This window comes from Hyphomonas polymorpha PS728 (genome assembly GCF_000685315.1).
Taxonomy (GTDB): domain Bacteria; phylum Pseudomonadota; class Alphaproteobacteria; order Caulobacterales; family Hyphomonadaceae; genus Hyphomonas; species Hyphomonas polymorpha.
The window spans coordinates 61034-86105 of record NZ_ARYM01000004.1 but is presented as its reverse complement, the minus strand read 5'-3'; the positions used below and the strand labels follow the sequence as shown (position 1 = coordinate 86105).

At 60.9% G+C, this 25072-nt stretch carries 20 protein-coding genes; 10 read left to right on the top strand and 10 right to left on the bottom strand.

Annotated features, from left to right (window positions below):
• Positions 1-100 precede the first annotated feature (100 nt).
• Positions 101-1165 carry an aminoglycoside phosphotransferase family protein gene (locus HPO_RS04475; protein WP_162174005.1) on the top strand — a complete coding sequence of 355 codons (1065 nt, stop codon included), beginning with the start codon at positions 101-103 and terminating at the stop codon, positions 1163-1165.
• Between the two features lie 160 nt (positions 1166-1325).
• On the opposite strand, the gene HPO_RS04470 is transcribed toward HPO_RS04475, so the two are convergent.
• The gene (locus tag HPO_RS04470; protein ID WP_035595071.1) at positions 1326-2534 is read right to left on the bottom strand and encodes a CaiB/BaiF CoA transferase family protein; all 1209 of its coding nucleotides are present in this window, start codon (positions 2532-2534) and stop codon (positions 1326-1328) included.
• Between the two features lie 389 nt (positions 2535-2923).
• Here HPO_RS04470 and HPO_RS04465 point away from each other — a divergent pair, with 389 nt between their 5' ends.
• Both HPO_RS04465 and HPO_RS04460 read left to right on the top strand, forming a co-directional pair.
• On the top strand, positions 2924-3685 hold the full coding sequence (locus HPO_RS04465; RefSeq protein WP_035595068.1) for an SDR family NAD(P)-dependent oxidoreductase: 762 nt from the start codon (positions 2924-2926) through the stop codon (positions 3683-3685).
• 36 nt (positions 3686-3721) lie between these two features.
• Entirely contained in the window at positions 3722-4213 is a 492-nt protein-coding gene (locus HPO_RS04460) for a MaoC family dehydratase (RefSeq protein ID WP_051612270.1), read from the top strand.
• Between the two features lie 103 nt (positions 4214-4316).
• Here HPO_RS04460 and HPO_RS04455 read toward each other — a convergent pair whose 3' ends face one another.
• The 7 genes from HPO_RS04455 to HPO_RS04425 all read right to left on the bottom strand — a co-directional run bounded on the left by HPO_RS04455 (position 4317) and on the right by HPO_RS04425 (position 11443).
• Positions 4317-5603: a tyrosine-type recombinase/integrase gene (locus tag HPO_RS04455; protein ID WP_206742122.1), complete on the bottom strand. Its 1287-nt coding sequence runs from the start codon at positions 5601-5603 to the stop codon at positions 4317-4319.
• A gap of 1018 nt (positions 5604-6621) precedes the next feature.
• Entirely contained in the window at positions 6622-7788 is a 1167-nt protein-coding gene (locus tag HPO_RS04445; protein ID WP_035595386.1) for a Fic family protein, read from the bottom strand.
• Between the two features lie 171 nt (positions 7789-7959).
• Positions 7960-9198 carry a type II toxin-antitoxin system HipA family toxin gene (locus HPO_RS04440; protein ID WP_114106577.1) on the bottom strand — a complete coding sequence of 413 codons (1239 nt, stop codon included), beginning with the start codon at positions 9196-9198 and terminating at the stop codon, positions 7960-7962.
• Positions 9195-9491 (bottom strand): helix-turn-helix domain-containing protein, encoded by a 297-nt coding sequence (locus HPO_RS04435; RefSeq protein WP_206742121.1) that lies wholly within the window; start codon positions 9489-9491, stop codon positions 9195-9197. The genes HPO_RS04440 and HPO_RS04435 overlap by 4 nt, the downstream gene beginning before the upstream one ends.
• A gap of 126 nt (positions 9492-9617) precedes the next feature.
• Positions 9618-9965 carry a hypothetical protein gene (locus tag HPO_RS04430; protein ID WP_035595060.1) on the bottom strand — a complete coding sequence of 116 codons (348 nt, stop codon included), beginning with the start codon at positions 9963-9965 and terminating at the stop codon, positions 9618-9620.
• A 175-nt stretch (positions 9966-10140) separates the two neighbouring features.
• The gene (locus tag HPO_RS20460) at positions 10141-10317 is read right to left on the bottom strand and encodes a hypothetical protein (RefSeq protein ID WP_157532665.1); all 177 of its coding nucleotides are present in this window, start codon (positions 10315-10317) and stop codon (positions 10141-10143) included.
• 184 nt (positions 10318-10501) lie between these two features.
• Positions 10502-11443, bottom strand: a complete 942-nt coding sequence (locus tag HPO_RS04425) for a HEPN domain-containing protein (RefSeq protein WP_035595057.1) — start codon at positions 11441-11443, stop codon at positions 10502-10504.
• An 841-nt stretch (positions 11444-12284) separates the two neighbouring features.
• On the opposite strand from HPO_RS04425, the gene HPO_RS19565 reads away from it, so the two are divergent.
• Entirely contained in the window at positions 12285-12929 is a 645-nt protein-coding gene (locus HPO_RS19565) for an RNA polymerase sigma factor (protein WP_051612269.1), read from the top strand.
• 11 nt (positions 12930-12940) lie between these two features.
• Here the strand turns inward: HPO_RS19565 and HPO_RS20455 are convergent, their stop codons facing one another.
• Together HPO_RS20455 and zigA are read right to left on the bottom strand one after the other, a co-directional pair.
• Positions 12941-13474: a hypothetical protein gene (locus tag HPO_RS20455; protein WP_157532662.1), complete on the bottom strand. Its 534-nt coding sequence runs from the start codon at positions 13472-13474 to the stop codon at positions 12941-12943.
• 437 nt (positions 13475-13911) lie between these two features.
• Complete coding sequence (gene zigA, locus HPO_RS04405; RefSeq protein WP_035595048.1) at positions 13912-15120, bottom strand: zinc metallochaperone GTPase ZigA; 1209 nt, start codon at positions 15118-15120, stop codon at positions 13912-13914.
• Between the two features lie 63 nt (positions 15121-15183).
• Here zigA and HPO_RS19560 point away from each other — a divergent pair, with 63 nt between their 5' ends.
• The 6 genes from HPO_RS19560 to HPO_RS04375 all read left to right on the top strand — a co-directional run bounded on the left by HPO_RS19560 (position 15184) and on the right by HPO_RS04375 (position 25046).
• Positions 15184-15819: a DUF1826 domain-containing protein gene (locus HPO_RS19560; protein ID WP_051612268.1), complete on the top strand. Its 636-nt coding sequence runs from the start codon at positions 15184-15186 to the stop codon at positions 15817-15819.
• A 234-nt stretch (positions 15820-16053) separates the two neighbouring features.
• Positions 16054-18252 (top strand): UDP-forming cellulose synthase catalytic subunit, encoded by a 2199-nt coding sequence (bcsA, locus tag HPO_RS04395; protein WP_051612267.1) that lies wholly within the window; start codon positions 16054-16056, stop codon positions 18250-18252.
• Positions 18249-20423 carry a cellulose biosynthesis cyclic di-GMP-binding regulatory protein BcsB gene (locus HPO_RS04390; RefSeq protein WP_035595043.1) on the top strand — a complete coding sequence of 725 codons (2175 nt, stop codon included), beginning with the start codon at positions 18249-18251 and terminating at the stop codon, positions 20421-20423. The genes bcsA and HPO_RS04390 overlap by 4 nt, the downstream gene beginning before the upstream one ends.
• Complete coding sequence (locus tag HPO_RS04385) at positions 20420-22945, top strand: cellulose synthase subunit BcsC-related outer membrane protein (protein ID WP_035595040.1); 2526 nt, start codon at positions 20420-20422, stop codon at positions 22943-22945. The genes HPO_RS04390 and HPO_RS04385 overlap by 4 nt, the downstream gene beginning before the upstream one ends.
• Positions 22942-24354, top strand: coding sequence for a PAS domain-containing protein (locus HPO_RS04380; RefSeq protein ID WP_084324144.1), 1413 nt, complete (start codon positions 22942-22944; stop codon positions 24352-24354). Before HPO_RS04385 ends, HPO_RS04380 begins: the two co-directional genes overlap by 4 nt.
• Positions 24355-24530: 176 nt before the next feature.
• Positions 24531-25046, top strand: a complete 516-nt coding sequence (locus HPO_RS04375) for a hypothetical protein (protein ID WP_035595035.1) — start codon at positions 24531-24533, stop codon at positions 25044-25046.
• The last annotated feature ends 26 nt before the right edge of the window (positions 25047-25072 follow it).

The window sequence follows — 25072 nt, the reverse complement described above, 5'->3', positions numbered from 1 at the left end:
GGTCTTTCACGTACCGCGTCATCACCGAGGTTGACTCTATGCCACCCCAAAGCCCATCATAAATTTAGTCGGTTGTTTTAAATTTGTGAGGATGCTTGTTATGAGTAACGATGCGCTGCCACGTGCCTTCGATGACTTTACAGCCGATTGGTTCACCAAGGCACTTTCAGCAAGATTTCCGGGTGTGAAAGTCGCCGGTTTCTCCCGCACCGGTGAGCGAATTGGTACTTCCGCGTCGTGTAAATTTTCACTCGATTATGCAGATCCCGGATCCGTGGGTAATCCGCCCGCCTCCGTCTATATAAAGGGCGGATTTACGGAAAAGCAGCGAAATCGTTATTGGGTTGTTTTGCAACAGGAAGTCCGTTTCTTCAACGCAATGGCGCAAGACGTGCCGATGAATATTCCTGATTGTTACTTCGCCGCGAGTGACGCCGACAAGCAGGGACTGACGATGCTCGAAGACATCGTTCAGACGCGTGGCGCGAGATTTGGCAACTGGGGCGCGCTCACTGTGGATGAGGTCGCGGCATTGCTTGAGCAGTTCGCTTCCATGCACGCCCGATGGTCGGGGGATCCGCGCCTTGGCGACCTCGCCGGATTTGAAAAACCTCAACGTGAGTTCTTCCAATATGTGCTTCGGGACAAGCATTGGGAGGAATTGAAGACACGCCAGTTCGGACAACGCCTTGAGCAGACTTTTCCGGACGTCCAGCTTTTGCGGGATGCTTTGCAGCGCATGTGGGAATTGAACGATGCCGCGCCAAGAACCCTTTGCCATGGCGACGCTCACGGTGGAAACATGTTCTTCGAGCGTGACGGGAAACCGGGTGTTCTCGACTTCCAGCTCTATTTTGCCGGCACATACATGCATGATGTCTCATGGTTGATCGTGAGCGCGCTCCCGATCGAGGATCGGCGAAAAGAAGAGCAGCGTCTTCTGCGGCATTACCTGGATGCGGCCCGAGCCGCCGGAATGGAAGTGTACTCGTTTGAGCAGGCTTGGCTGGTTTACCGGCAACAGATGGCGCATGCCGTCCCAAGCGGCGCGTGCAATCCAATTGAGTCGGGGCCGATCGAAATGATCAACGCTGCAGGCGAGCTTGTGACAACAGCTGCCGCAGACCTTGATGTGCTGGGCGCGCTAGGCATTCCCCGCCGGTGACGTTGCGGGGAGCCTGGTGGATTGATGCCAAGGTCTGGCATCCTTGTTTCTGGCCTGGATGATTTTGTCCGGATCTGCCCTAGAGCGCTGTCGGCGGCGCGTCGCGGCGCATGAACCGAAAACTCTCCGGCCCCCATTCCCTATGGGGGCCGGTCAGGTCTTATTTGATAGCCTGGGATTTTCGGGCAGCTTCAATGTCATCCTCGCTCCGGCCAAGGCCTTTCAGGATTTCGCCGGTGTGTTCCCCGAGTTTCGGTGCGCGCATCCGGATGGACGGTGGCGACGCTTCGAAGTCTGCAAAGAACCCTGATGTCCGCATCCGTCCGAATTCGGGATCCTCGGTATCGATGAAGCATTCGGCATGGACGGCCTGCGGATCAGCCATGAACTCTTCGACGCTGTTCACGGGGGCAAGGGGGACGCCATACTCATCGGCGAGCGCAATGACTTCCGCCTTGGTCATCTTTGAAGCTGGTTCTTCCAGCTCCTTCCAGAAGTCGGCGTAGTTGAAGATACGCGACCAGGGCGTGTTGTAGCGCTTATCCTCCAAAAGGTCTTCGCGTCCGAAAATCCGGCAGAGCCCTTTGAACTGCGGATCCAGCTGCACGTGGCCCATTACGCTACCGTCTTTCAATCGCAGCGGATGGTGGATCTTGATGTTGGGAATCTTCTGGACGTCCTTTGTCTGGAACAGGAAGTTATTCAGCAAGTCTGGCATCAGGAAGGCGGCGTAGGCTTTCATCAGCGAGAGGGAAACTTTCTGCCCCTTGCCGCCTGCACGTTCCCGGTGCAGCAGAGCGGCAATGATCGCATTGCACGCCAGGATCGAGGCTACCTTGTCGGCAATGATATGTGGTATGGGCGCGGGATCTTCGGGTGAGCCCATCACAGGCATCGCGCCGCTGAGAGCCTGAATGACATGATCGTAGGCAGGTTTGTCCTTGTACGGCCCATCTTCCCCAAAACCGGACAGTCCGGCATAGATAAGCCGAGGATTGCGTTGCCGGAGCGCTTCATAGCCCAGCCCCAGGCGTTCCATTGTCCCGGGGCGGAAGTTTTCGAGAACGACATCCGCGCCGGCGATCAGGTCGGCCGCGATGGCCCGTCCTTCATCCGACTTGAGATCCAGGCAGATGCTTTTCTTGTTTCTGTTGAAGAGGGAGAAATAGGCTGACATCCCTTCATGCATCGGGTGGTTGCCCCGCATGGGGTCGCCGGCCGTCGTTTCGATCTTGATGACTTCTGCTCCAAGGTCGCCCAGCATCTGGCCGGCGAATGGGCCTGACACCATGGTGGCAACTTCGATGACACGGAGGCCCGCACAAGGACCCTTTCCTGCGTTTTCCTGATCGTTGCTGCGCGTTGTCATTTTTTTCTCCCATAGGCCGGCCGTTCGGATGTTCCCCGGATCCCGGCGCAGTCGCTTTTGTGACTTCTGCCAGGTTCGCCTTGTAAATAGTACGTGTGTACTACACTGGTTTCAGGGCGTGATCCAGAGGCAATCCGCCAGCGAAAAGTTCAGAGAGGGACGGTCGGGCGGGATATGGGCCGGCCGATTCTCTAAGGATTATCTCGCTTTTGGCTAGGCCTGAGGCGTTTAGAGAGGCGCGCAGGTCTTGGGGAAAGGGCGCGGGAGTTGACCGCGGAGGGCACTTGGGGAAGAAACAGTTGTACTAGTCATCTGCCGCAGGCGCTGGCTACGTCGATAAAGATGGCAACGCGAGAAATGTGGCCACAAAAGTTTGAGGAGGGAATGATATGCGAGGGTTAGCGGGCCGGGTTCACGTCATTACGGGAGGCTATGGTGGGATCGCCATGGCTACTGCAAAAGCGCTCGCAGAGCAGGGCGGCACAGTCGTCCTGACCGGGCGGAACCAGGAGAAGGGCGAAGCCGCTGTCGGACACCTGAAGCAGGAAACCGGCGCCCTGGCGCACTTCTACCAACTGGATGTTTCGGATGCAGCGGCCGTATCCGAGGTGGCGGCCCGCATCAACAGAGAGGTCGGTCAGGTTTACGGACTGGTTGCCAACGCAGCGGCCATTTTCCCCGGAGCCGCTTTCGACCTCGCCCCGGAGGACTGGCGCAAGACCTTTGCTGTTACCCTGGACGGGAGTTTCTATTGCGCGCAGGCGTTTGGGCGGCTGATGAAGGATGTGGGCGGTTCGATCGTTCTTGTCTCATCCGTTGCGGCGTCCAAAGCGATCTGGCCGCCGCCTGTTGTTTCCTATTCGGCGTCGAAGGCGGCATTGTCCCATCTTGCAGCCGTGCTCGGCGTGGAGTGGGCCCAGCACGGTATCCGGGTGAACGCTATAGAACCCGGGCATATCGAGACGGAGCTGACGCTCAGGGCGAAGGAGCGCCGCCCGGAGATGATGGAGAAGTGGATTGCCGACGTTCCGCAAGGGCGCCTGATCACACCTGAGGAGATTGGGGAGACCATTTGCTTCCTGCTTTCAGACCTTTCCAGCTCCATGACAGCGTCGGTCCTGACGGCCGATGGTGGCTTTTCGCGTCGCTGATGCTCGGCGCGCGCCTATTTGGAGAAAGTCAGGATTATGCTGAAAGCAGACTATTCAGAACTCGAATTGCTGGTGGGCCGGGAGATCGGGCCCTCTGGTTGGGTTGAGGTGTCGCAGAACCGCATCGATACCTACGCCGATGCCGTCAGCGATCACAACTGGATCCATGTTGACCGGGAAAGGGCCAAGGCGGCCTTTGGCGGAACGATCGCTCACGGACTTCTGGTTCTCTCTTTGGCGCCGCCCATGGCGCAAGAGATGCTCCATATCGGCAGTGTTGCAGCTGACCTGAATTATGGCTTCGAGAAGGTGCGTTTTGTCAGGGTGGTGAAGGGCGGAGACCGGGTGCGACTGTGGCTGAAGGTTCTTAAAGTCAGTGCACGTGGCAGCGGTAAACTGCTGCGTATGGAATACCGTCTGGAGCTTGAAGAAGGACTGCAGACGGCCATTGTGGCCGACTGGGCTTTCCTCCTGTTCCCGGAAACGGTCGCTCTGGCGGAGCAGGCATTCAGGGAACAGGCTCAATGAGGCCCGGCAAAACGCGGATCGACCCATTTTTTATCTGAGCCCGAGCGCCCGCGTCCCTGCGAGCCCTCCTGCTGGTACCTGGTTTCGGGACGATTGAAGCAGATCAGCCCCGTTGTTTGGCTGCAGTGATCTTGAGCAGGGTTTTTGCCCAGAGTTCGAGCGCTGCGCGTTTCTCCGCAGCGTAGTCATACCGGTTATATATCTGGGTGACCGGAGAGCCGAGCGGGGTGTGGTTCAGAATGCGGGCGATGACCTCGCCGCGCACGCCGCAGCGCTCTGACGCCATCATGCTCGCGCCCGTGCGCCGCAGGTCGTGGGCGGTGCCGTTGTCGATGTCGAGCTTTTCGCGGATCCGGCTCATGGCGCGCGTGACGACGTGGCGATCGACTGGCCCGTTGCCATGGATCGCCGGAAAGACATGTCCCCGGTAATTGGCGACGAGCCGGGGAAGGGGTTTCTCGATGTCGCTGGGTACCTCTGTTGCCGTCGCGAGCGCCAGGGCGCGCCGGATGAGCTGCTGGCTGAGCGGGGAGAGAGGAACATGGTGGGACCTGCGGTTCTTCGACCGCTCCGAGGCGATGACCCATGACCGGGTCGTCCAGTCGAGTTCATCGGTATGCATGCCGATCACTTCACCCGCCCGTTGCAGGGTCGTCAGGCAGAGCTGGAGTGCGATCGCGATGGGTTCAGAGACGCCCAGCCTCGCGCCGACCTTGGCCACCGACCAGGTTTCCCAGAGTAGGCGGATTTCCGCTTCACTGAAGACGCGGTCGCGCGATTTGTGCTGATAGAGTTGTGGGAACTGGGCGGGGTTCATCTCGATCCATTCTTCCCGGATGCCAAAATTATAGATCCGCCGCAGCACCGCATGGGCATAGTTTGCTGTCCGGTTGCCGGAGGCTTCTGCGACCTCCCGGACACAGGCGCGCACTTCGCCGCGCTTCAGCTCCTGCAATGGACGCTTCGCTAGTTTCGGCGCGAGGTGATTTCGCCAGACCCCGGACTCCATGATATTGGTCTGTGTTGTGCGCTGGGCGGCTTCGGGCGAGGCAAAAAACGCTGCGGCGAGGTTTTCGACGGTACGCTCTGCGGCGATGGCCTCTGCTTTCTCAACCTTCCTGACGGCTGCCGGATCACCGCCACTGACAGCCGCGGCGAGCGCCTGGATGGCCCGGTCCCGGGCTTCGGCGAGCGAGAGGGCGGGATATCTGCCGAGGGAAAGTCTGTTTCGCTTGCCGCTCTTTGTCCGGTAGCGCAGCGACCACATCTTTGAGCCGTTCGTGCCAACCCGGAGCTCCAGCCCTTCAACGACTGAATCTGTAACGGTGATACGCTCGCCGGCCTTTGGTTTGATGGTTTCGACGAAACGCGCTGTCATATTCTGTGGCATCATATTCTCTCCCTTGGGACCCACCGAGGGACTTCTGACCCCCAGACGATCGGATTTCAGCCCGGCGGCCTCATACAGGGGGTCAGGGGACCCGGGGTCCCATTTGACCGCTGCTTGAAGCAAAACGCCGTGAAACCTAAGGGAGCATAAAAAGAGTAATTATTCAATATATACAGGGGCTGAAACGATCAGTCCGCAACCCATCGAAACGCAATGAAACAACCAAAAATTGCGCTACGAATCTGGGGGTCAGGAGTTCGAATCTCTTCGGGTGCGCCATACTTTCAAGGACTGCGAGCCTTGGGTGTCAGCAAAAAATCTCAAAATCTGCTCCGGGTCCCACTGGGGTCCCAACTGACAGGATGTTTCGCGGCGTTTCGCCGCGTAGCGTTGTGAGAGAAGATAATGCTACCCTGACGGGCCGGTGTTGGACCGCGTCCGTTGACGTGAAGGTCTTACGTGTCAGCTTGAGTTTCTCACAAGCTGCACGGCGTTGAATCCCGCCGAAGATTGATCCCTCTATCCATCATCGGTGATTCCGAAAACCTGAGCGTACGGGATCAATTGGTGGAGCGCAGCCGGGACATCCGACACCAACAGCTTCAAGCAATTTTCCGGGGCTAAGGCATCCCAGCCTCGGACCAGTTCAGCGTACGTCTTCAGCTCCATGGACAAGCCCCGACCAAACCATACGGCAGGAAATCCCGATGTCTCAATGGGGTCAAGTCGGCGTCGACAATCGGTCTCGGCGTCAGGAAGGATCTCCACACCGCAGTCAGCCTGAAGCACAATCATCTGTTCAATGATCTCGCTCACCTCGACTGGCTCGATGAGCTTCTCTCTATGCAGCTTGATTTGTTCGACTGCTGATCTTCATGGGGCAGGGGCCCGCAAGCTTTCTTGCAACCCTGCCTGAACGGCGAGTGTGCGGGGTGAATGGTCAAGACCGCGTCAGCGCCGTCAGGGCAGCCTTGACCAGAGGGGCCGCTAAAGGCCCCTGATCTTTTGTTGTGCTTTACTACTGGCTTGGCTTGTCCGGAAACAGGCCTGGCATCCAGCGTGCGGCGAGGGATGCTGGAAAGGCGAGGCGCAACGGCCCCTGCTTGCTTGCTGTCGAGAGTACTTCGCGCTCCAGCAGGGCTGTGTAGATGCGGCGCGCTGTACGCTCGCTCACGCCCAGCAATTTTTCGACATCGCCCTTGGGCAGTTCGCCGCGATACAGGATCGCCTCAAGAACGAGACCCGATTGCGCGGGAAGGCGGCTCGCCTTGATCTCTTCTTCTGCCCAGAGAAGGATGCGGTTCCTGAGCTCTTCGGGCTGCATAAGCGAGGCCATGAAGGCAATCTGATCCAGGCAGACGCCAAGGAAGTATCTCGCAAATCCGGCGAGGGCTTCTTCACTGAGATGCCCTCGACCATCCAGATCATTGCGGCGCGTCTGATCGCAGCTCGCCAGATGTTTTTTGTAGTCATCGACACTGCGGGCAAGCCCGCGTGCGACAGACCAGATGCCGCCTGTGTCGAGCGCATCGCGCAGCATGGCGTAGGACATTAGCCGCACTACCCGTCCATTGCCGTCGATGAAGGGGTGAATCCATAAGAGGCGATGATGCGCTGTGGCCGCCGCGAGGATTGCGTCGATCTTGCCGGGCTTTCTATAAGCGGCCTCGAAGCGCTCCATGAAGCGTGGCACCGCGCCAGGGCTGATGGGAATATGCGCGCCCACTTGGACATAGCGGTTGCGATAGACGCCAGGTTCAATCCGGATACGTTCCTTTGTCTCCGGGTTTTCGACCCAGAGCAAATCCTCAGGCAACATGGCGCAGAACCGGTGATGCGTTTCCAGGATGCCCGTTTGCGTCGCGGCGCGACCTTCAAGGCCGCCTTCGTCGATCCATTTCTGGACGCCGATATGGGCGAGCGCCTCCAGCTGCAGGTCGCGCTTTTTGGGATCGCTGCTATAGTCCGCTTTCAGGGCGCGCTCGATGTCGATCGGATGGGTATCGTGGCCTTCAATCAGATTGCTGTAGTAGCAGTTCATGGATCGCACGAGATCGGCCAGCGCGTCCGCCACACCGGCGGGCAGGCTGGCGCGCAGCCGCGCTGATTGCTGAGCAACCTCAAGTGCCAGATCGGCAGGAGGGCCTCTGCGTCCGCCGCTTTCTGACACCAGCAGGGGTTCCATCAAGCCGATGGATTCCCCGTCATCTGTGGCCTCTATTTTGGCCGGTTCTTTGTCCGATTTATTTCCGCTCATAATTTCAAATATAACAGGATATTATGGGATATGCGAGCAAAATCTTGTCCGGCCATATGGCCGGTCATGTGGCCGGTTTAGGCGGGCTCTCCGCGCGCTCTATCGGCCCGCGCGCTCGATCCGGCCTGCGATCAGTCTGACAGTGGAGGCTGCAACGTCATGCTCTTTGGCGAGTGTTGCCCACTGGCCGAGCGCCTCGCGTGTCTGGTCGATGATTGCTTTGGCATCCTTTGGGGCGAGGCTGGCCTCTTTCGCGAGAGCGAGCAGATGCGCCTCGCCTGGCGCTTTGCCTTCACCCTTGACCATCGTGGTCTGCTCGCCGCCAGGGCCGGAGGAGAAGGTGAGATCATAGGCAGGGGAGAGGGACCAGTTGCCTGCCGCGTCCATCAGGAAGGTGAAGTTCTTTGCGTGATCATCGCGGTTATGGCCGAGCACGTTGAAGACGGCGAGGCGGAACATCTTCTCCGCTTCGCGCACATCGCGGGTGAGCCGAAGCGTCAGCGCAATCAAATCCTCATAGTCGAGGCTTGGAGTTCGATGATCGGCATGGAGGAGGCCCGACGCTGTATGCGCGTGCAGTCTGTTTTTTCCGATGCGATCGAAGCGGCGCGTCGCAAAGAAGCCTGCGCCTCGTTTTGCGGGGAACAGATGGGTATGCGTCATCTCGATACCTGCCGTGCGCGCCATCAGCGCGTAGACATATTCGATAGCGCCTGCATCCTTGCCGTCTTGTGTGTTCGGGAATTTGACGAGCCAGGGCTCAAAGCCTTTTGGCAGATCGCTTTGCCCATGCGTCATCGCGCCAGTTTTCGGATTGTAGCCGATCATCGCTTTTGGGCGCGCGCCTGTCGAAGAGCCGTTGAGGGCGAGCAATTCTCCGATCACCTCATCGGCGTGACCTTCCAGCACCTCAAGCGCCTGACCGGCCAGCCAGTCGAGATCAATGTCGTCGCTGCCTGCATTGGTTTCCATCGCGGGCTCATAGGTGAGCGCGCCCATGCCGCCAGCACCGACATGGGCGAGGCGGTCGAGAGGGCTTGCCTGCGCAGGCGTCAATCCTTGCGCACGTAGGGCGCGGTCAAACAAAAGACGGCCCCAGCCATCGGGCAGGCTGTCATTGAAGACGCCTGGGAGCCCATCGAAGAGCGCGGCATCGAAACTCTTGAGGCCAGGCTGCAAAGGCAGGCGCAGCGGGGATATCTCAAGCCCGCGTTCGATGAAGCTGCGCTCGTATTCGAGATAGATTATCCGGTCACGGATTGCGAGGCGTCCCACATCGAGCGGTCCACTTCCAAAGTCCATTCCAACCCTGATCGTGCTGACGGGCTTGAAGATCATGAGCGCCAACCGATCTTGCGCTTGGGTTTAGTGTCCGCCTTGATCACCTCATCGATCGAGGAAAATTCGCTCTCGATCGGCGTCGTCGCCTTGATCACCTCCTCAAGACCGCCGACAACGGTGAGGAGTTTGAGCAGGGTTTCGATCGAAGCCGCGCCGGTACGCTCGAATTTGCGCAGTGTCGCAAGCGCCACGCCGGAGCGGGCGGCAAGGCCCGCCTGCGTGAGGCCCATGGCAAGGCGGCGTTCCCGCAGGTTCTCTGCGAGCTGGAGTTGGGCTTTGGCAGGGGTCAAGAGTGATATCATGATAGCTTCAGTATAGCAGATTTCCGTATAAATTGCTATCATTATATCATTCTTGTGAGCGGCTGATTTCTGCGGGTTTTGGGCCGCGCAGTGGTTCATTGTGACTTACCCGTTTCAAGGCTTGCCAGGATTTGCAGGATCGGCGTCGGGATCGCTCAGCGCTGCTGATGCTGCTGATGATGATGGTGGTGGTGCGGGCAGGGCGAGGGGATCGATTTTTAGCCAGTCATACTTGTCCGGCTTCAGGTGCACATCGCGCAGCATCCCGCTCATCTCGGGTCTCTCCCAGAAGTTCGGCATCGCGACCGTGAAGAAGCCCCAGTCGCGGGATTCAAGAAGCCCATAGTCGCCCCCGGTCGCGGCGCGGATATCTTCGACCTGCAGGAGCGGTCTTGATTGCTCCGACCACGTATCGTCCGATCCATTGACTTGCGCGCTCGACACATTGAACCCGCGCACCATCACTGAGGTTTTCCCTGAGTGATGCTTGATGTCTTTGAGCGTCTCTGTATGCTGCTTCCGCCCGCTGGCGTGTAATTCGCATCTGCGCGGCAACCTTCCAGGCAAAAAAGCCGCTGATGGTGATGGCTTTCGAACATCCGGAAGAACTGGATGACATCGTTAATGGTGCGCAGGCTCATCGCAGGTCCTCATCCTCCCGGCTTGCGAACTTGAAGGGCGGGGGCTCTATCGTTTTGATCGGCTCAACCGGCGGCAGATATTCAACGGTCGGCGGCGGCGCTTGCTTGGCCTTTTCTTGCCGGTCTAACTCGATGAGAAGGCCGATGCCGAGAGAGGCTGCGGTGTAGCCCATCCAAGAAGACTTCGTCTTAGATATCTTTCCATCATCATGATTGCCCAGGAGGGGGTAAGTTTTGAGCCGCGCCCGTCGCAGTCCTCATTAATGCTGTGCTCTCTATGTTCCGGACTTACGGTCCCTAGTGACATGCCCTCTGAATTCCGGACATGCCTTTGCAGGCTGTCGATGGCTTGAAAATTCATACGCCACTTTCAGCCTCTGCCCCCAGCCGCTCCAGGCGCTCTCTACAAAGTTCGTTGGCAATGGCAATCAACTGCCCGATCCGGTCAGCCTGCCAGGTAAGAATTTCCTGCGTAGTCTCATAAGAAGGCGAGTAGCGCGCCTCGACATAGGCGCGGCGCAGGAGTTCGAAATAGCGTTTGTAGGGCTTCTGCGGCGGGCCCCATGAGTCTTCAATGCGGCCATCAATGGTGCGAGCGATGTTCCGCAACTTTCCGAGATGGTGCGTGCCCGGTGCGTAGAGGGTCGTGGTCAGCAGGAACATCCGGTAGGCACTCTCGGCGGCCTGGTGGAGCTGAAAAGCTGTATTCCTTTCCCATTCTGGACCGGCGTCAATTCCTTGGCGGCCAATTGTCAGAAATTGCTCTGCTGCTCGCTTCCAATAACTCGCATACTCCGCCGCCTGATAATATGCCTTTTTAGGATCAGGAGCAGCCGGTTTTGCGAGGATGTTCTTCGCATTCCCGTTCCTGTCAGGTTCCCCGTCCTCATAGAGCAGGATACCCTGCTGGATAATCTCCGAGAAGAAGTACTGACCATCCTTGAGCTGACGGTTCACGTCCTGCAACGTGTGGACAATGATGGACACGTCGCGTTTGACGAGCGGGTCGGTGTAAAGGCGGTCTTCAACCTCGCCCCAGAAGGCGCTCATCTCGGTGAGGGCTTCATGGCTGACGATGGCAAGAAGGTCGATGTCTGAGGCGCGGCCCGACCGGCTGTCCTCGAACCAGGTGCCCTTGGCGAAACTCCCGAACAGGACGAGCTTCAGGAGGCGGTAGTGCTTTGCCCGGGCCTTGCCGTCCGCCTTGATGCGGGTTTCCAGCTCATCGAGGATGACCTCCTGTATGCGGGCAAATTCTGCCTGCCGGGCAGGGGGGAGATGATCGAGGGAAGTCTGCAACGGTTCGGGCCTTCAGGTATCTGGCAACGGTGGACATTCTCCGAAATCGAGGCGGCCCTGTCTATTGCAGATTGAGGCATTCGAGGAGGTTAATCGGGGCCGTCCGGGGACCAAAGCGCTGAAGCGTGTCTGGAGGAGCTTGCCGGAACCCCGGAAGTTCATCTTTCAGCGGGGCTGACCGGCTCAGCTGCGCCCCTCGGCGCGAATCACGCGCCCCGCCGCAGGACTTTCAGAGGTCCCCTCTCTCTAATTTGGCTCACGCAGGCCGAGCCGGACCGGCGCCATACTTGTTTCAGGACATGGGCGCGGTTTTATGCGGGGGGCAACCGAGCGATCCTCGCCTCGGGGAGGTACAAGCCGGCCTCGCACAAGGATCTGACTTTCCGGAGAGACGCCCTTGCGGCGCCTGAACAAGCGACGTGCCCGTCTATTGCCTGCCGCGCCTTTGCCGGTATTCAGGGAAGGTGGGCCGGCGCAGCGATAAGACCTGGTTCAAAACCTGCGCCCCGTTGCTCATGCTTCGCGGTTTTCCGACGGCCCACATTTTTCCTTTCAGGGTTGTTTTTACGCTCAACTTTTGTCAGATTCCCTTCAGCATCTCTTCGGAGGGGCTCGGGGCGTCGGAAACCCCGTCAGTGCATGAGTCTGCCCACCCGCGCCTGGTATTCGCGAATGGCTTGCCTGTGCCTGATGCCTGACGCTGCTTGCCCGGTATTCCGGAAGAGGATGCGCAGGGCGTCGGAAACCCTGGAGAAGCATCAGACCTGTTTGCGAGCGCCTTGCCGCAAATCCCTCGTGCTTGTCTGACGGTCCGGCGATGAACGGGCAGGGAGGACGCGCCATGGCGCCGGCAGATCATCGCAGACCAGCAGCGGAAGCGGCCGCAAAGGCTGTCAGCTCGGGCGCACTGAAGACATCAGTATACGGATATAATAGCGCTCGGCCTGATTTTTTGGGGCTGCCCCTCACGCAGCTCTTCCGCAGCCAGTACCGCCAGCTTGTGAGGTTCTGCCGGATCCGGGTACCGGACCAGGCGGATGCCGAGGACATCGTGCAGGCGGCGTTCCTGAATGCGCGGCGGGTCTATCCGGACAAGGGGATAGACGAGCTCCGGCCGCTGCTGTTCACGCTGGTGCGGAACGGGGCGCTGGATTTCCTGCGGTCGGGAGAACATCGCCGGCGGCAGGCCTCGATCGAGATCGGGGAGGCGGCCAGCCACATTGCCTGCGACCGGTCTCCTACACCGGAGCAACAGCTCATGGATGCTGACAGGCTGAAAACTGCACAGAAGATCATTGATGGCATGGCCCCGCACCGGCGCGACGCCCTGCTGCTTCACCGGATCGAGGGGCTGACTTACGCCGAAATCGAAAAGCGCCTGTCCATGTCACGCACCGGCGTCATTGTCGCGATTGCCGAGGCCGTGGCTGAACTGGCCGAGGGGCTCGCCCGCGCGGAAGGGCGGGGCATCCCGCCTGGCCGGTGACAGCCGGGACGCTAGGAACGGTTACTGGTCCGTGCGCTTGGATGTGTAATTATTGTGCATCTCACATGCGAGATAATTGCATGCTCTAAGTTGTTGGCGAGAAGATTGACCGGATAACGGCTCATCGCAAGGCTGATGCAGGTGAGCTCCCTCAGGTCGTCTGAGGGTAAACCTTGACCCTGCTTCAGATGTTGACCAGGCCCTGCGGGCGTTTGCTGCCTCCATCGCCGGCTTCTGCCGTGATCAGCTTTCCCGGCATGCGGGCTCAGATAGAGTGCGCGTACACGGTCAAAGAACGCTTCAAATTCCGGCAGGTCGCCGACTTCCAGAGCCGGGCTGTTCCAGTCGGCGTAGGACCGGCGTCTGCCTTCCGGATCATTAAGGGTTTCCCGCGTCGGCGAAATATGCCGGGCCTCACATTTTTCGATCAAAGTGGAGAGGACCGCGGCCCGTCCTTCGACATCAAACACGTGGCCACGGAAAAGCCGGTCGGGGTCATAGACGTCCTGACGTCTGCTCCGGTTGCGGATTACCAGTTGAAGCATCGCGCGGTATTTCTCGCCATGAGATCAGTCATGCGGTACGCAGGGCGTCGTCTCCGCCTGCGCGTCCCGCCATGATCTGGCTAAGCGGCCGGGTAGGGCCCGCGCGATCGAGCCGGGTCACCATCAGCGCGGCAGGGACGCGGTTCGTCAGGCCCCCGCGCTGCATCGCCGAAAGGTGTGAGCCGGACCGGCAAGGCGGGTGAGTCCGTTGGAAGGCAGGTCCGGCCAGGCAATCACCCTTGGAGGCGGCTGCCATAGCCCGGGTCCGGCTTCAGTATACCTGCTTTTCCTGAGGTTATTACGCAAACGGACATAAACCTCAGTATTCGGGGCCGGGTTGCGCAGGTAAAGCGCCTTGCGGTCTTGATCCTTATACATGCGCCAGATGAGCTCGTAGAGTTCGAATGGCGAGATCACAGGCGCGCCGGCGGTCGCGTTCAGCTCCAAGGCGGAAAGGGGTCTTCCAGGCCGGTCCGGGGCTGCAGGCTGCCGGCCTTTGAGGTTGCGCCCGGATCTGTGAGACAGGCGTCGAGCCTGGCGGTGAGGACGGCCTGGTCCATTCCGATGCCGATCAGCACGATTTCCTGGCGGCGGTCGCCGAAGCGGGCGTCCCAGACGCGTTCAAGATAGCGCAGCACTTCGGGACTGTCCGGGCGTTGATCTTCGGGCACGGCCGCCCACCACCGGCCCATCCGCTCATGCCGCACCAGCGCGCCCGCCTGGCTTATTTCTGCCATCCAGTCAGGCCGTGTCGCAAGCCAGAAGAAGCCTTTTGCCCGGACCACGTTTGGCCAGGGAGAATTCACGAAAGCATGAAATTTTGCCGGGTCGAACGGGCGGCGCGCGCGATAGACGAAGCTTTCAATGCCGTATTCCTCGCTTTCGGGCACATGGTCTGCAAAGCCGTAAAGTTCCTTGGCCCAATGCGGATGCTGGTGTGCCTTTTCAAAGTCAAAGCGGCCCGTGCCGAGCACCTCGCCAAGCTCCACATCCGAGAAATCCGTTTCGATGATCCTGGCATCCGTATTCAGGGAACGGATCAGCTGATGGATGATTTCGCAGTCACCGGGCGAAACCAGGCTGACCTTGTTCATGATGATGACATCGGCAAATTCGATCTGATCCACCAGAAGCTGGACCAGGGGGCGCTCATCGTCTTCACCGAGGCTTTCGCCGCGATCTGCCAGAAAATCCGTACTTGAATAATCACTGAGAATATTGACCGCATCGACGACCGTAACCATCGTGTCGATCTGGGCGATATCTCCGAGCGAATAGCCCGCCTCATCCCGGAAATCGAAGGTGGCGGCCACAGGCAAGGGTTCTGAAATACCGGTGGATTCGATCAGCAGGTAGTCAAAGCGCCCTTCCTCCGCGAGACGCGCGACCTCCTTCAGAAGGTCTTCGCGCAGCGTGCAGCAGATGCATCCATTGGACATTTCCACCAGCGCTTCTTCCGTGCGGGAGAGGCCCGCGCCGCTCTGCCGGACGAGCTCAGCGTCAATGTTCACCTCGCTCATGTCGTTGACGATGACCGCCACGCGGCGGCCTTCCCGGTTGTTGAGGATGTGATTGAGCAGCGTGGTCTTCCCGGCGCCCAGAAAGCCGGAAAGTACGGTGACGGGGAGTTTTGAGGTCTGTGTCATGGCGGCCTCGACAGGGTGTGAAATGTAATGTTATTACATAATTATAATTCGAGAGGACGCAAGATGAGTTTGCTGCAGGATCTGGCGGAACAAGAGGGGAAGCAGGAGCGGGCCGCAGAGCCCGTCATCTTCTGCCACAGCCTTGAAGCGCTGATAGAGGCTGGATTAGGAGATGTGGCCGAGCTCGCCCTCTGGCCGCGTCAGCCTTCGCCTGGTCTTGCGGCAGCATTTGAGGCGCTGGACTGTTCCAGCTTCGAAGACCTTCGCGTCACAGGACGGCCAGAAGACGTGCGGCAGCGCGCCGTGACCTGGCTCACGCAATCCAGCTGGCCAGCATTGGTGTGGCAAACGCTTCTCGGGGATGTTCAGGCGGCATTTGCCTGCATCGGTGATATTGAGGCCGATTGCACCTTCAGGCTTGAATATGTGACCGATGATGCCTGCCGGAAGTTTCATAAGGACGATACTGATTTTCGTCTGATCACGACCTATTTGGGGCGCGGCACGCAATGGCGGGTGGAGAGGGCGGGGGAGGAGCCTGGCCCCCTCCATGAAATGAAGCCGCATGAAACGGCCATGCTCCTCGGCCAGCGCTGCAGCCTTGAAAATTGCGTGCTCCACAGGTCCCCGCCGATTGAAGGCAGCGGGCAGGCACGACTGGTACTGGTGCTGGATTTCGAGCGGCCAGATTATTGCTGATCCGGCCGCAAGCGGGCGCTCCGTCCTGTTCAAGATCAGTATAGGGATTAGGCATCGTGGCTTGTCCGCGAAGGCGCAAGGGGCATTGAGGGCGCGGGTTGAGCATCACCCGCGTATACAAAATACCCTTCGAAATTAACCTACTAGTGCATTAAGGAGTCGCCAGTTTATCTGAAACTTCACGCTTGAAATGTACCGCCTGATAACTGGTTTGAATATCAGACGGACCCAGCGATGGCGTATGGCGACACATCCCGGCCATCAGGCCTGCCAGCTTCCCGGTTCGCGCCCCTGCGCACCGTAAGCGGCCTGATCGCGCTCGGCTTGATCGCAGTTATCGCTGCGGCGCCTGTACCCGATGCGGTTCAGGTCCAGCTGTGCGTGGCGACGATTGCCACCTATTTCCTGATGGGGTGGCTGCGCCCGACAGGCGGCCCTTTCCGCGTGTTCGTGGCGCTGCTCATTATCTTCACCAGCACACGCTACATGATCTGGCGTGTCACCGAGACGATGCCCACCGACTCGGCGCTGTCGATCGCCGGCGGAATATTCCTGCTGGGGGCGGAGAGCTATGGCTATGTGCTGCTTCTGCTCTCCACCTTCCTGTCCGTCGATGTTTACAAGCGCGCGCCCCGGCCTGCGCCGGTGTCGGCAAGGCGCTCGCCCACCGTCGATATTCTGGTTCCAAGCTATAATGAGCCCGATGAGCTGCTCGAGGTCACGCTGACTGCGGCGCTGAATGTCAGCTATCCGGCGGGCCGGATGAAGGTTTACCTTCTGGATGATGGCGGCACGCTCTCCAAGCGGACCCAGTCCGATCCGGTCAAGGCGGCAGAGGCGGAGGCGCGGCATGAGCGGCTGAAGACCATGTGCGACCGTCTCGGGGCGAACTATCTGACCCGCGAGAAGAACGAACACGCCAAGGCCGGAAACATCAACGCAGCCCTTAAGGAGACCAGCGGCGATCTCGTTCTGATCCTCGACGCCGACCATGTCCCGGCCGCCGACATCCTTGTGCGGACGGTTGGGTATTTTGTGGACGATCCGAAAGTCTTCCTCGTCCAGACCCCGCACTTCTTTCTCAATCCCGATCCGCTGGAGAGAAACCTCGGCACGTTCCGCGAGATGCCGAGCGAGAACGAGATGTTCTATTCGGTCATCCAGAGAGGCCTGGACGGACTGAACGCTTCCTTCTTCTGTGGTTCGGCCGCCGTACTGCGGCGCGAGCATATCATGGAGATCGGCGGGATTCAGGGGGACACGATCACGGAAGATGCCGAAACTGCACTCGAGCTTCACGCGCGCGGATATCGCAGCGTGTATGTTGACCGGCCGATGGTTGCGGGCCTTTCGCCGGAAACCTTCTCCGGCTTCATAACCCAGCGGATGCGCTGGACCCAGGGGATGATCCAGATCTTCATCCTGAAGAACCCGCTGCTGAAGCGCGGGCTCTCCCTGTCTCAGCGCATCGGTTATCTCAATTCCTGCTTCTACTGGTTCTTTCCCCTTGCGCGTCTGACATTCATCCTCGCTCCGCTCCTGTATCTTCTGCTCGGCATACAGGTCTATGTCGGGGATTTCAGCGACTTCCTGATGTACGGCCTTCCGCACATTGTCGGCGCGCTGATGCTCTCTTCGATCCTCTATGGACATACGCGGTGGGCATTTGCGTCTGAACTCTATGAAGTGGTTCAGTCCATCCATTGCAGCGGCGCGATCCTCCAGGTTCTGCGCAATCCCCGCGCTCCCAGCTTTGCGGTGACGCCAAAGGGGGAGAATCTCAGCGAGAATTTCGTCTCGCCTCTGGCGCGACCTTTCTATGTGCTGATTGCGCTGGTCGGGCTGGGGCAGGTGGTCGGCCTGGTGCGCCTCTTCCACGATCCGGTCGGCGCCGGTGTCATCACCGTGCTGCTGCTCTGGAACACGTTCCATCTGCTCCTGCTCATCTCTGCGCTGGGCGTTCTTTATGAACGGTCACAGCAGCGCGCCTTTCCGCGTTTTGAAGTCAGCCGGTCTGTTCTGCTGGGACTTGGAGACACAGACATTCAGGCACAGATGTCGGATGTCTCGATCACGGGCATGGGCTGCCTTGTGCCGCCCGTTGCGGCGCATCGCTTTACTGAAGGCGAAACCCTGACCATCGATGCCCGCGAGCTGGGCGCCAGCAACGCGTCCTTTTTGTCCCTCAAGGTGCTCTCGGTGTTCGACACGCCGGAAGGCCAGAAGCTCGGCCTCAGCTTCATCATCGAAACCCGGGAGCAATGGGCCGCCATTGTGACCCTGATGTATGCGCGCAGCGAAAACTGGAAACAGTTCCGCGATGCCCGCGCCAATACCGAACATATGGGCGCCAAGATCGCCCGCCTCATCCGCTCCAGCCTGTCGCAAGCGCTGGGCCATATTCGCGCCGTTACACGGGAAGTACGTTCATGAAATCCCTGCTCCGCCCTGCGGTCCTCGCGGCCGCCCTATCTGTCTGCCTCATGCCTGCCCCTGCCATCGCGCAGGAGACGGCAAGCCGTGAGGCAACGCTCGATATCTACGCCCGCTACCGGGACAATCCCCAGATAACCACCGAGCGTCTTGAAAATGGCCTCTGGCGCACGCGCATTCCGCTGGCTTCCCTGCGCAGCGCGCAGGGCGCGATCCATCTTGACGGGGCCAGCGCGCGCGAATTGATCTCCTTCGCAATCGCTCCGCAGGCAGACGTAAAGGATGCGCGTGTGCTGCTGCGTCATGTCAGCGGACGCGCGCAGGAGGGGCTCAAGCCGCAATTGCGTCTGGGCATGAATGGCCAGTTCATTGGTCAGCTGGACGGGGTCACCGAAAGAGCCGCAGCGATCAACGAGATCGTGCTGGATCCGGCAATGGTCCAGCATGGATACAATACGCTGAGCATCGATGCGGTCCAGCGGTATACGCTTGATTGTCAGGATGCGGACGCTGCAGAGCTGTGGACAGAAGTGGACACGTCCCGCTCCTATATCGAGATCACCTACGCTCGCCGCGCGCTCAACGCAACGCTGGCCGATCTCGGCGCGCTTCTCTCTGCGGGGATTGGCGGTGTGGAGGAACTCGGCATCCTGGCCGGCGCGCCGGACGCCCAGACCCTGCGGTGGGGCGCCCTTGCCTCTCAGGCGGTCGGGAACCGGCTCGGCTACCGGCTGCCGAAAATAACGATGCTCTCTTCCCTGGATGCGGGGCCGGACGGGGAAGGGCGCGATATCATTGCGATCGGCACGCCTGCGCAGCTTGCCGGCCTTGCGCCTGCGGGCCTCGCAAACCTCAAGGAAAACGACTCCTGGCTTTCCATCGGCCCGTCCCCAAACGATCCGTCGCACTTTCTGATCATCGCGGCAGGGCATACGCCCGAAGCCATCGAAGGCGCGCTACGGACACTGGCATCTGAAGGCTTCCCGCTTTCGGCGTCGCCCTCCGCCATCATCGGCGCTTCCGAAGTTCCGGCCACCATTATCGGCAGCAAACGCCAGCCGCTCCGGACCGATGCGAAATATGTTTTCCGGGATCTTGGCCTGGAGGGCGCTTCGGTGCTCGGACAGGAACGTGGCCGCGCCCAGCTTTCTTTTGCCCTGCCGGCAGATATCCGTTTCCGCGACAATGATGAGGCGGTCCTGGCGCTGGATTTTGCCTATGGCGCGGGTCTCGATGGCCGGTCGGTTGTCAATATTCTCGTCAATGGTGCCTTTGAGCGGGCGGTGCGGCTGACAAATCCCGCCGGTGAAGTCGTGCCCGCCTATGAGGTTGCCGTTCCGGCCCGCTCCCTGCGGCCGGGCTGGAACACCATTGACTTCCAGATTGAACTCTCTTCGCCAACCGAAGGGGCCTGCGTCGCCCGCAATGCACGCAATCTCGCCTTCACCCTGAAAGGCACATCGACCGTTACTCTTCCGCCGGCGGGATATTTCGCGGAGCTGCCCAATCTCGCGCTGCTTCAGGAGACCGGCTATCCGTTTACGGGGCTGGAAGCCGCGCCGATGGAAATCCGCGCCGCCGATGCGTCTGCGGAAACCGTTGCGAGCGTTTGGACGCTGGCCGCCCGGCTTGGCCAGATAAACGGCACCGTCTTTACAGACACAAATTTCGGTATTGGTCTCGATCTTCCCGACGCCAACACGCTCCTCGTCGGCGCGCGCCCGGCGCTCGGGGGTTTCCTGCCCTTGCAGAAGCTGATGCTGCCGCAGGCGAGCGGGTTCAGCCGGGAACTCAGCCTCGTTGATCTTGGTGATAACGGCCTGCTGGTCGAGGGCGAATCGCCCAGCCACAAGGGACGTCTCGTCATGCTGGTGACAGCCGAGACAGATGCTCAGCTGCTGTCTTCTGTTCGCGCGCTGGTGCAGCCAAGCCATTGGAGCCAGATCCAGGGCGGCGCCGCCGTATGGCGCGAAAACGCCGCCACGATTGTCTCGGCTGACGCTGATGCAACGTTTACAATCGGCAACAAGGCCGCGCGCGAAGCGGCGCGCGCCTCCAGCGCCGGGTCCTCCTGGAGATGGATCGCCTCCATTGCGGCAATCCTGTTTGCCATGGCTGCAGGCCTCGCCCTGATCGCGCGCTACATGCGCAAGCGGATCAACGGAAAATGAGGCTGCTTTCCCCTTTTCTACATGCGGCCGCTGCCGGCGCGAGCTTCCTGCTCGTGGCTGGGCAGGGCGCTCAGGCCGCGCCCGATACCGGGCGGGAAGGGGTCTTCCCGATCGGTATTCCGGTTGCGGATATTTCTGAGCCCGCTCCGGCGGAAGCGGCGCCGCCGTCAGGTCCGGCGCAGGGGGATGTTCAGTTTGTCTGGACGCTCGGCGCGCAAGGGCGCTGGCAGGAAGCCGCTGCGCGCCTGCGCGCGCTGGAACGGCATCATGCCGGGTGGCAGGCGCCAGCGGATATTCTGGCCTATGTCGCCAATGGCCAGCGCGAATACGCAGTGCGGGAAGCTCTGGCGTCGGAAGACTGGGCGCGGGTTCTGAGCCTTCTGCCAGCCCCGGCAGAAAATAGGTGCGAGCGTCCCTTCGACCTCTGGGCCCGCGCGGATGCGGTGGAAGGTCTCGGGCGTCAAGATAGCCTGCGGGATTTCTATGTCCGGGCTCTGACGACCTGCGACAATCCTGAACTCGTCGCAGCGCTCGTCTCCCGCGCTTCCGGCGCGCTGGATAGCGAGGGCTTGTCCTCCCTCGTCCGGATGCCCGCTCTGGCCGGCAGCGAGCATCCGGAAATCGCGCGCGCTTATGCAGAGCTTGTCAGGGCAGACACCTGGCTGAGATTTCAGGCCGCCCAATCCGCCGGAGATATTGAGGCAGCAGGCGCGCTTGCGGGCGGGACCGGGGATGCGCCGCTTCTGGCGCAGGCCGGGTGGATGTTTCTTGAGCCAGAGCCTGCCCGCGCCGCAGGTTTCTTCAGGGATGCCCTGGCGCGGGGCGCGGAAGCCGATGCGCGCCGGGGTCTGATACTCGCCGCGCTGGCGGCGGGAGACCATGCAGGCGCCCGTAGCGCCATCGCTGAAACGCCCAGCGCGGAGGGGTTCGACGGCCTCCTGGCGCGGGTTGACCTTGATGAGGCGCGCAGGCTGCGCCAGCAGGGAAATTGGTTGCGCGCCGCAGAGTTGGCCAGCCAGTCCGCGCAGCTTGATCCTGCGCTGGCGGGCGAGGCTCAGCTGATCGCTGGCGGCGCTCTGCTGGATGCCTCCGCCAAGGCTTATGACCAGGGCGACCTCGAAACGGCAGGCGCGCTTGCCCGGAAAGCCGCTGCCTATCCGCCGGTTCAGCGGGCCGCGCAGATGCGCAGCGCCTGGGTGGACCTCCAGTCAGGTGACGCAGAACTGGCGGCCGCGACGTTCAGCCGGCTCTATCTTGCCGCGCCCGATGATGAGTCTGCTGAAGGGTTTGCCCTTGCGGCCCAGAAGGCCGGTAAGCTGGACTCAGCCGCCGCCATCGCGAGGGCCGCCGGCGGCCCGCTGGGCGCAAAGGTGCAGGCCCAATATGCCTCCGCGGCCTTCTATCAGGGTGACTATCTGACGGCCCGCGCCCTGGCGCCCGATACCTATGAAACGCTCGAGGGCGTTGATCACACGCTCTACCGGCAGACGCTCTCCCTGCGCCAGCAGGATGGCGCGCGCGGCGAAAACAGGATGACGGGCTATGCGTCCACCACCTCCATGGAAGTCGTGCGCGGCGTAAGCCGCTATGAGGCAGGCGTCACGCTCTACAAGATTGATACCGGCGCCGATGCCGGCGCCGGCCGCGAGAATTTTGCGGCCCCCTATCTTGGCTGGAGCCGGGAAGGGGAAGCGAGCCTCGCCGCGCGGATTGGCCTTTTGCCCGTAGGAGGCGGCGCTGATCCCACCCTCACCGGAGAAGCGGCCGCAACACGGCGCTTCGGGGCACATATGGGGGAGGCGCGCGTATTCATCCGCCCAAGGACAGACAGCCTGCTCGCCTTTGCGGGGGAGGACGCCGCCTCTGGCGGGCAATCTGGCCGCGTTGTCGAGGCCGGCGCGCTTGTGCGTGGCAGGTTTGACGCCGGCGGCGGGCGCGCGGTGCAGGCAGATATCTCTGCCGCCCATCTGGACGGGCGCGCCACCGTCAGCAACTCCATGATATCGGCAGGGCTTTCCGCGTCTCAGTCGATTGTCAAAGACGGGTTTGATTATCTGGTGACAGGCCCGTTCTATCAGTACCAGTCCTATGACCGGAACACGAACTTCTTCAGCGCCGGCCATGGCGGCTATTTCAGCCCGCAGCAGTTCCACCGGGCTGGCTGGTCGGTCAACGCGCGCACACAGCCCCTGAAAGACTGGATGCTCAAACTGGACGGCGCTGTCGCATTCGAATCCGTGCGTGAGGATACCGCCCCGCAATATCCCCTGCTTGCAGACCAGGGCATCCAGATCGGTGGCGGGAAAAGCTCGGGCGTTGCCGGCTCTCTCGATGTTGCCCTGGCGCGCAGGCTGGGCCGGGAAGTCATCGTGTCGGCAAATCTTTCCGCCACCGCCTCCAAGGCGTTTGAAGACCTGCGCGCAGGCATCGGTCTTGTCTGGGTGCCAGGCGGCCGCGCGGCGCTTGTCCCTTCAGACCTCGCAACTGATCCTTTCTCCCCCGGCTCCTGGATTCGCCCATGACCCCTGACATGACCTCACCCCCGGCAGGCCGAAAGCATAACGACCCTGTATTGGCGCGCGCGCTTCAGGGCATCGCTCTTTGCGGCGTCATTCTCGGCCTGATCCTCTATGTCTGGATTGCCGTTCAAAATGAAACCGGTGCCAGCCAGCGCAGGCTGGCAGATGCCGCCGCCGCCGGGCAGGTGGCTGCCGACGCCGAAATGGCGCGGATTGAGGCGGCTGCCGAGAGGACTGCGCCGCTGATTGCAGATGCCATGCGCGCGGATGTCTCCGCAGAGGACCTCCGCAAGGCGCAGGCCCAGGTTACAGATATGCTTTCGTCCACGCCGGTGCTGGCCGTTGCGGTGCTGGACGGCAAAGGCGGCGTGTTATCCGTATTCGGACCTATGCCGACGGATGCTGTGGGGGGCCTTGCGCCCCTGTCTTCCAGCCAGCGCGCCGGGCAGGAACTCCTGGGCCTGGACCTTGTGCCTGTGTCCCGGCTCCGCGCAGGCTTTTATCGTGAAGCCGAGCTTACCGGTGGCGGGCGGCTGCCGATGATTTTTGTGCTGCGTTCGGGCGCTTTCGGCGCGGCGCTGGATGCAGGTGCCTCGGCAGGCAGCGGCGGGCGCGCGGCGCTTTTCAACCTGGATGGAAAGGTCGTGCGCTCCAGTTCCGCGCCCGGCCGCGCCTTTACGCCGGCGGACGCGGCCCTCGCTGGCGCGGCGCTGGGCTGGCAACCCCTGCACAAGGATCAGGTTTCTGCGCCCGGCCGCCTGTCGGGCAGCACGGACGGCGCCTTCCTGGAAGCCCGCAGCGTGGCGGGTGGCCGGCTGCACATCGCATACCTTGGGGATGAGCCCTCGGTGCTGACCATTGTTGCTGCCCGCAAAACAGAATTCCTGGCGCTGTTCGGCGTCTCCATGCTCGCCCTCGTATTGGCGCTGTCCCTCATCCAGAATGAATGGCGCCGCGATGATGCGGAGAATGAGGACGCCTTCCTGGTTTTGGCCCAGGCAAGGGCAAGCTGCGATCTGCTGGATGCGGGGGTCATCGACTGGTCGCTCCGCGATGGCCGCATCGTCTATTCCGAAGGCTGGGCGGAGATGTTTGCCCGCGGCGTGAAGCCGGCCTCCGAAGAAGCGCATGACTGGATATCGCGCATTCACCCGCAGGATCAGGATGCGGCGCGGGAAACCTATCAGTCCATGCTTGATGGCAGGGTAAACGACATTGAACACCGCATCCGCATAAGGCTGCCTTCCGGCTTGTGGGTGCAGGTTCTCGAGCGGGGGCGGGCGGTGAGCGGCCTGGACGGGAAACCCGCGCGGATCGTGCTGGTTCAAACGCCGCAAGCGGCCGATGGCGCGGCCCTGAAAGAGACATTGAACGGGCTGGTCCAGTCAAAAGGCTACGCTCTGGCAGGATAAGGGGGCCAGGGGAGCGGCAAGCGCCCCAAAAGATTGCCCAACTCTCTTTGCCTGCTGCAAGGTTACCTGATCGCCGTGCCGGGTTGAACCTTTTAGACTATTTGGAAACCCGGTTGTAGCATTTGGTATGTTTTGGTGGCGTCATGGAAAAGCGTGCAAAATTCCAAAGGCCCGAGATGCCAGACGAATATGTCGACCTTGAGTACGACCTGCACCGCGTCGAGGCGAGCCGTGGTGTCCTTGAAATGGCTGTGCGCCAGCTGCGCGCATTCGCCCTGTGCATCACTGCCAACAGGACCGAGGCGGACGAACTCGTCGAGGACACCTTGATGCTCTTCCTCGCGGAAGACCGGATCCTGCGAGAGTGCGACCGCTGTTTCGCTGAGCTTCTGGAAGTTTTCCGCCGGGTGCACTCCCGCGCCGCGCTGATGCCGGCTTCCCGCCCTGCGCCGGAACACCTGTATGCCGGCTATATGCAGCTTGCCTTGCCCGAGCGCGAGCTGGCCGCCCTCGTGATGGGCGGCGGAATAAGCGTCTCCACCGCAGCGGGCCTGCTGGGTATCTCCCCGGCACAGGCAGAGTGTATCCATGACGCCATCCGGTGTAAGCTCGGCGGCGCGAGTCTGCCGGAATGGCCCTTCATCGCCGGGGCAAGCGAATATTCCGGGAGCGGGACAGACGGTACCGGCTGACGCGCCTGCGCGCGCATAGGGGGAGC